This window comes from Pseudonocardia sp. 73-21 (assembly GCF_001899645.1).
In the GTDB taxonomy this organism is placed as follows: Bacteria; Actinomycetota; Actinomycetes; order Mycobacteriales; family Pseudonocardiaceae; genus Pseudonocardia.
Genome location: NZ_MKVV01000082.1, coordinates 1 through 6,603 on the forward strand (window position 1 = coordinate 1; position 6,603 = coordinate 6,603).

A 6,603-nucleotide genomic window follows, 5' to 3' on the forward strand; every position below is an offset into this window, starting at 1 on the left:
CCACCGAGGCACCAGCCCCGGCAGTCAGCGCGGCTTGACACGGTCATTGAAACTCCTTGGGTTAGACAGCGGGACGGGACGTGAGTTCGTCGGCAGGGGCCGACGGGAGTGCGATGGCCGGGTGCATGAGCTGCCCGGGTTCCGCGGGCCAGGGTCGGCCCAGCGGAGGGAGCGGTGCAGGCGTCGCGACCGGGACGATCCCGATGCGGGCTCCGGTGCGACCGGCGAGCCAGTTCCACAGGGCCTCGCCGGGCCAGGCCGCGGCCAGCAGCGCCGCCTGGACGAGCTCGTGCAGGCCGCGGACCATGGCGCCTGTGAGCCGCAGCAGCCAGCCGGTCGCGACGACCGCGGCGAGCAGCACGGCCTGGACACCGAGCCATACGACTAGCGGCAGGGCGAGGGCACCTGCGATGGCGATGATCGAGGCGACCACGAGCAGGGCACCAAAGCTGGCGATGAACAGGGTCGCCAGGTCGCCGTTCGGGGACCCCGCGATTGCGCCTTGCCCCCAGATCAGGAACAACGAGCCGGCCAGTACGGCACACGCCGTGCCGCCGATGGCGATCCCCTGCAGGAGCCTGTGGGCTCGCTTGCCCGCGACGCCGAACGGCCGCGCGGTGGGGGTGACATGCAGAACATCGAGCAGGAGCAGCCCGAACGTGCCCACGACGGCGACGAAGAGCACCCCGGCGAACAGGTCGAGGATCTGATCGTTGATCGGTAGGTCACCGACCGGGATACCGAGTAGGGCGCCGAACCGCAGTCCGGCCAGCACGAGGTCGCCGGCCAGGATCGCGGTCGCGAACAGGCTGTAGACCAGGGGCCCGATCACGTCCCACGCCGACGGAGCGTGCTCGACACCGCCGGTCGATTGGAAAGCCAGCGCTGCCCGGGTGCGGGCGACTCCGCTGACGAGGAACGCCCGGGCGCAGACGAGCACCGCGGCGCCGGCGATGACGATCCCGGCCACAACGCCGAACAACGCCCAGATCAGGCGGGAGAGCCGCAGCCGCCATCCGCCGAGCAGGAGCAGCACGACGACCACACCGAAGATCAGCATCAGGGTGTTCACCACGATCTCCTTCAGCCCAGTTGCTGAGGGTCGATGACGGCGAAGGACGCGGCTCCCGCCCCGTGGACATCGGCCGCGAACGCGTCGCGCCGAGCACGGCAGGTTGCCGCGTCATCGGTGCACCACTGCGTGAGAACCACCGCGACGCCCTTGAGAAGGCCGGGCGGCAGCGCCTGCTGCTGACCGTTGGGGATCAGGTCGGTCGCGACGAAGAGCGTGCGCTCGCCACTGTCACCCAGCAGATCGCCGGCCTTGATCTCGCAGCCGAGGACGTCGGTGCCGCGGTTGTCTCGTGGGAGCGCGGCCGTTCGGATCTTCTCCGCCTGCTGGGCGGCCTGCTGGCGTGCCGCCTCGACCTGCGCCTGCTGGGTGGCGAGCCGATCAGCGTAGGAGCGCTGCAGCTCCTGCTTGCGGACGGTCTCGTACGGGCTCGTCGGCAGGGCCGGCGGGTCGGGCGGGGCCGGTACCTCCGGCAGGGTCACCGTGACTAGCCCGGCGGAGTCGGAGTAGCTCGCGGCCTCGGTGGCGCGCAGGTAGTAGGTCGCCGGCCGCATCGGCCCGGTCACCGAGTGGGTGACCCGGTCGGCGAACCAGCCCTGCGCCCGGCCTGCGAACTCGGCCGGCACGGAGGTCGTCACGTCGATGCAGGCGACCTCGGTACGCGACACAGCGATCGGGCCGCCGGGCGTGGACCCGGCTGGCGCGGCGGAAGCGGACGGCAGGCTACATCCGGCCACGAGCACGGCACCGGCGGCGGCACTCGCCCAACCGATCGTTCGTCGCTGCCCAGCAGGCCGAACCAGGCCACGATTGCGGTCTCTCGGCGTCCTTGTTCGGCGCCCAGCCCCGACAGCCTCGTCGCCGTCCCGTATAGCTGCAGGGTTCCGCTCCTCGCGGCGTGACCTGATGTGGATGATGTTGGCCATGAGTACCTCCGTGACATCCTGGGTGTCGCGGTCGTGGACCGGCCGCTGGGCAGCCAGGATCCATAGGCGCTGATCAAGCGTCCAGAAGTTGACCAACAGCCGAACGCAGGCGCTCGGATTCCGAGCAGTTGACCTTGGAAGCGGGGTCACTCCGCTGTGAAGCGCGTCACTCGCCGAATGTCGACGTTCGGATTCCGAATGTTCCTGCTCTGGCGCGGTTGTACGGGATCTAACCTCTCGCTATGAAGATCAGCAACAAGGAAATCCCTGAGTGGTGTCAGGTCCTGCGCGATGCTGCGGACCGGCAGAAGATCACGCACCGAGCGATCGCAACGAGGACGGGTCTCGGCCTCGGCAAGGTCCAACGGATCATGAACAACCACCAGGCACCATCCGCGGACGACATGATCAAGCTGTGTCCCGTTTTAGACCTGTCCACGGCGCGGATGCTCACCATGCTGGGCCACCTCGACCAGGTGTGGGAGCGCCAGGAGTACAACGAGCATCTTGAGGAACTCGCCTCTGGGATGGCGCATACGGCCGGAAGTGTCGAACTCGACCAACAACACGGCGCCGCGTTCATCGCGGCCAAGATCGTCGCTTCAGGGGGCTACCGGGTGACAGTCGCCCCGCTGATGACCGGCACCGGTCGGTTCCGCCGCCACGTCAACGACCTCATCGCAGTGCAGCCGCTGGCCGGGCGTGAAGCGGACGGGCTCCGGGACCACCTCGAGGAGCTGGTGCGGGTCGAGATGGCCTGGTTCCAGGCTGGGTTCATCGGCTTTCCTGAAACGGCGGCCTCACTCGGCCTGCCGACCCCCGATCCTGCAACGGTCATCGCGGTGGCCCGCATGAACGGGATCCGGCGCGGTTCGGGTTCACCACAGGCCAACTGTCCTCGATCGGTCTGCGTCGTGGGCAGCCACTGGGCAGGCTCGGCCGATGTGGCCAGCTGGCTGGCGTATGCGTTCGATCTCGACTTTGCCCACGTCGGGTTCGTGGCGTCACGGGCGTACGCCCGGCTCCTACATAAAGAGCACGACGTCAACGCTTACGAGCGACAGCAGGTTGCGCGGACGTACGTCGCCGGCGCGGAACGCCTCGGCCGGCCGCGGGTGTGGGCTGTCGGCGGGGACAACTGCCATCACACCTTCGACCTGCTCGATGACCCGCGCCTAGTCAGCGAGCCACATGTGGTCTACCTCCGAGCGACCGACCAGCTGATGACATGGACGGCTGGCGTCCGATACCGCGAAAAGCACCAGACGACGCAGACTATGGCCGGCGACCTCAACAACATGCGGGAGGAACGTCGCAAGATCGATGAGATCCTCCGGCGCAACAAGCGTCTGGAGCGGCGCACCGTGGTTCTACCCGTCGACCTACCCGAAGGATCCAACTTCAGCGACGAAGCAGAGGACGGCCGCGATGCCTTCTACGACATGTGGGCGCTCCTGGCGGAGAGGGCTCTCAGCGACCTCCACGCCGTCGTCGCAGCCCACTCACCGGATAGGCGTTCCTTCGACCTCGACGACGCCATGCGCCGCATGCGCGACGGAGGACTGGCGCCCGCATGAGCAACCGGATCGATACCCCCGATGATGCCGACATCCGGGCGCACCTCGGGTCCGACGATCGGATCCTGGCCTGCCGGACCGTCGCATCACATCGTCCAAACCCACCTGTATCCACGACCCGCGCCCTGCTAGCCCTGGGGCGTGTCTCCGAGATAGCCGAGCTCGGCTCGACCGGCCCGCTCCATGCCGCCACCACAGCCGACAACCCCACGTCCGCCGATCCCGAGCTACGCAAGTTCGAGGCGGTGTTCGGCCGCGACGCCCTGCGAGTGGACCAGTTCATCGGTGGATTGTTCCCGCGGCTGCGCCGGGCGACCGTCGAGACCCTCGCCCGCGGCCAGGGCGTGCAGCACGACATCGCCAGCGAGGAGGAACCCGGCAAGATCGTCCACGAGTGGCGCGACCCCGACGATCCCGTCGCGCGCGAGATCACCGCACACAGCGGCTGGGGATGGCCCTACTTCGGCTCCGTCGACGCGACCCCACTGTTCGTCATCGCCGCGACGGGGCACGTCCGCGCCGATCGCGCCGCCGGAGACCTGGTCGTTGAGCGGCGCGACGGAAGCCGTCCGACCCTGACCGCCTGCATCAACGAGTCAGTCGCATGGCTGTGCGGACGCATTGATTCTGACTCGGACGGATTGCTGACCTACCGGCGGATCAACCCCCGCGGAATCGAGAACCAGACCTGGCGCGATTCGTGGGACTCCCTCAGCCACACTGACGGCACCCTCTGTAACCTCGAGCAACCTGTCGCGGCGTTGGATGTCCAAGCCGTCGCCTATGACGCACTGCTCAACGCCGCCCGTCACCACGGAGGCCCCACGGCCAACGCCCTGCGAGAACGCGCGGACCGACTTCGCACCGCGGTGCTGAACCGCTTCTGGACCGAGCACGGGGGCGACGGCTTCTTCGCTGCCGCACTGGACTACACACCTACCGGAACGCGGCGACAACTGCAGACCAGAACCAGCGACATGGGCCACCTCCTCACCAGCGAACTCTTGGACGGCGAAGGCCTCCAGGAATACCGCGACGCCATTGTCCGCCAACTGTTCAGTCCGGGCCTGCTTTGCAGCTCCGGCGTGCGAAGCCTGCACGCCGACGAGATCCGATTCTGGCCGGGCGGCTACCACACCGGCAACTCCTGGGTGTGGCAAAGCATGCACATCGCCAACGGTCTCGACCGTCACAGCTTCCCAGCCCTCGCCGAGGAACTCCGCTCACGGTGTCGACACGTCCACACAGCCACCGGACTCCTGCCCGAGTTCGCTCGCGGAGCAGACGACCGCGGAATCCTCAATAACCGGGTCGTTGACGTCTGGCAAGCACTCGACCAGCGCGACAACCGACTCGAACAACCTCCCCAAGAGGTACAAGCCTGGACCGCGGCAAGCATTTATGCTGCAGAACACAGTCGAAATGAACGTCCACCGCACCCCGTCTCATCCGTACTCGAGGCTAAGATTCTGGAAACCCTGGAAAACCGCCAATGACCCCCCGAGGTCAATACACACTCCGAGACACGAGCCCGACGACATGCTTAGGCCCCTCCAGAATGGAGTTCCGCGGGTGGACTCAATGCAGCCCGAGCCAGCGACCAGCGGACCAAAGCGACGAGCGGACACGGTCAAAATAGTGGGCGCCCTTGTCCGCGCCAATTGCGCCACAAGATGGCTATCCCTGCAGCGAATCGGGCTCTTCACCTAAATCGGAGCGAAGGAATCAGAGGTGGATGATGTAACGCTATGGTTTCTGCGAGCGAGATACGGTTGACTGAGGGCGGGGCCGCCGAGAGGTGCGGTACCGACATGAGCATGAATCGAGGGGTTGAGAGTGGCCGGCTTCCTGGCGAGGATTAGCAATCGATCGTTTTTTTCAGAGTCTCTGGCGGACGCTTTTGTGAAGATCGGACCACCCGACTGCTATCGCGTCTATATTCAAGATGGCGTCAAGGAGTTAGTCAATCCAGATGGATCTTCGCCGCGGGACGTCCAGGACTTGCAGGCGCTAGTCAATTGGCTCCAATGCGCGTTCGGTCCGGCATTTGATGTGCATTGGCGGACGCCGAACCTGCTCGTGAGGGGAGCAAGGGGCGGCCTGATCGTCGAACGTCTTCCATCAATGACGAGTCGGATGAACGGACGCCCGACCACTGATGGGCAAATAATGATTCCTCCCGGAGATGAGCCAGAATGGCTTTCTGACGCCCGGATGAGTGGTTGGGATTTGTTGTACGATAGGTCTAAGCGGGCTGATGGTTCTATCGGTGTAAGTTACACTATACCAAAAAAGGTAAGGAAAAGCCTGCGGTGGCCGATCTTATGAGTGTCATGCTTCCGCGTCCTTCTCTGCATCTCGCCCAGCGCGCCGTCCCGAACCTGATCATCGCGCAGCGCAACGAACCGTACGCGGAATACTCGCTAACCGATTTGAGATCCAGATTGGCATCGACCATTGTTGGTTGGGCCGATTATCATCGCGCGGACGGGACCTATTGAGCGCGATCGTTGATCGGCTCCTGGCCCACAAGCGACCAGCCGGTCCGTGGACCAGGGCCGATCCCGACGATGCGAAGGTGACCATCAGTGACGGTCGTGAGTGCGAAAGGCAGATCGCGACATCAGCCGTAACGCTGTCTCAGCAGACGCGACCTTCATGGAGACTCACGCAGCATCCATGGGACGGTGCCCGCCGCACCCGTCTGCTCGCCCGCTGCGCAAGCGACACGGAGCATTCACCAACACTACGGAGTCCCAAGTGAGGCTGTCGAACGTTATAAAATTGAGTTTCTTTCTGATCGTCCTAGGCTTTGTCGTCAGGACAGATCTACTGGTGATCCTAGGCTGTCTACTTCTCCTGACTCCGGTTGTCATTGGCGTGGTGCGCTTCATGGGCCGTCGTCCCCGCGAACAGCCCGACGGCGGCGCCGCTTACAAATCAGTTGATGGTCGGACCTGGCTGCCGAAGGGGCTCTTCCGGAAATGGAGTGCGGCTGAGGGCGTGATCGACCGCGGGAGCGGGGTCG

Annotated in this window: 5 protein-coding genes; 3 read left to right on the forward strand and 2 right to left on the reverse strand. The window is 65.4% G+C overall.

From position 1 onward, the window contains the following. Nucleotides 1-61 precede the first annotated feature (61 nt). Nucleotides 62-1,072 (reverse strand): hypothetical protein, encoded by a 1,011-nt coding sequence (locus tag BGP03_RS25770; protein WP_298799377.1) that lies wholly within the window; start codon nt 1,070-1,072, stop codon nt 62-64. A gap of 11 nt (nt 1,073-1,083) precedes the next feature. Continuing rightward, the gene (locus BGP03_RS25775) at nt 1,084-1,998 is read right to left on the reverse strand and encodes a hypothetical protein (RefSeq protein ID WP_298799378.1); all 915 of its coding nucleotides are present in this window, start codon (nt 1,996-1,998) and stop codon (nt 1,084-1,086) included. Between the two features lie 242 nt (nt 1,999-2,240). On the opposite strand from BGP03_RS25775, the gene BGP03_RS25780 reads away from it, so the two are divergent. The 3 genes from BGP03_RS25780 to BGP03_RS25790 form a co-directional block, all read left to right on the forward strand. Then, on the forward strand, nt 2,241-3,575 hold the full coding sequence (locus tag BGP03_RS25780; protein ID WP_298799379.1) for a helix-turn-helix transcriptional regulator: 1,335 nt from the start codon (nt 2,241-2,243) through the stop codon (nt 3,573-3,575). Continuing rightward, nucleotides 3,572-5,071, forward strand: coding sequence for a hypothetical protein (locus BGP03_RS25785; protein ID WP_298799380.1), 1,500 nt, complete (start codon nt 3,572-3,574; stop codon nt 5,069-5,071). The genes BGP03_RS25780 and BGP03_RS25785 overlap by 4 nt, the downstream gene beginning before the upstream one ends. A gap of 1,264 nt (nt 5,072-6,335) precedes the next feature. Beyond that, a partial coding sequence (locus BGP03_RS25790) for a hypothetical protein (RefSeq protein WP_299737815.1) occupies nt 6,336-6,603 on the forward strand: 268 nt, incomplete at its 3' end.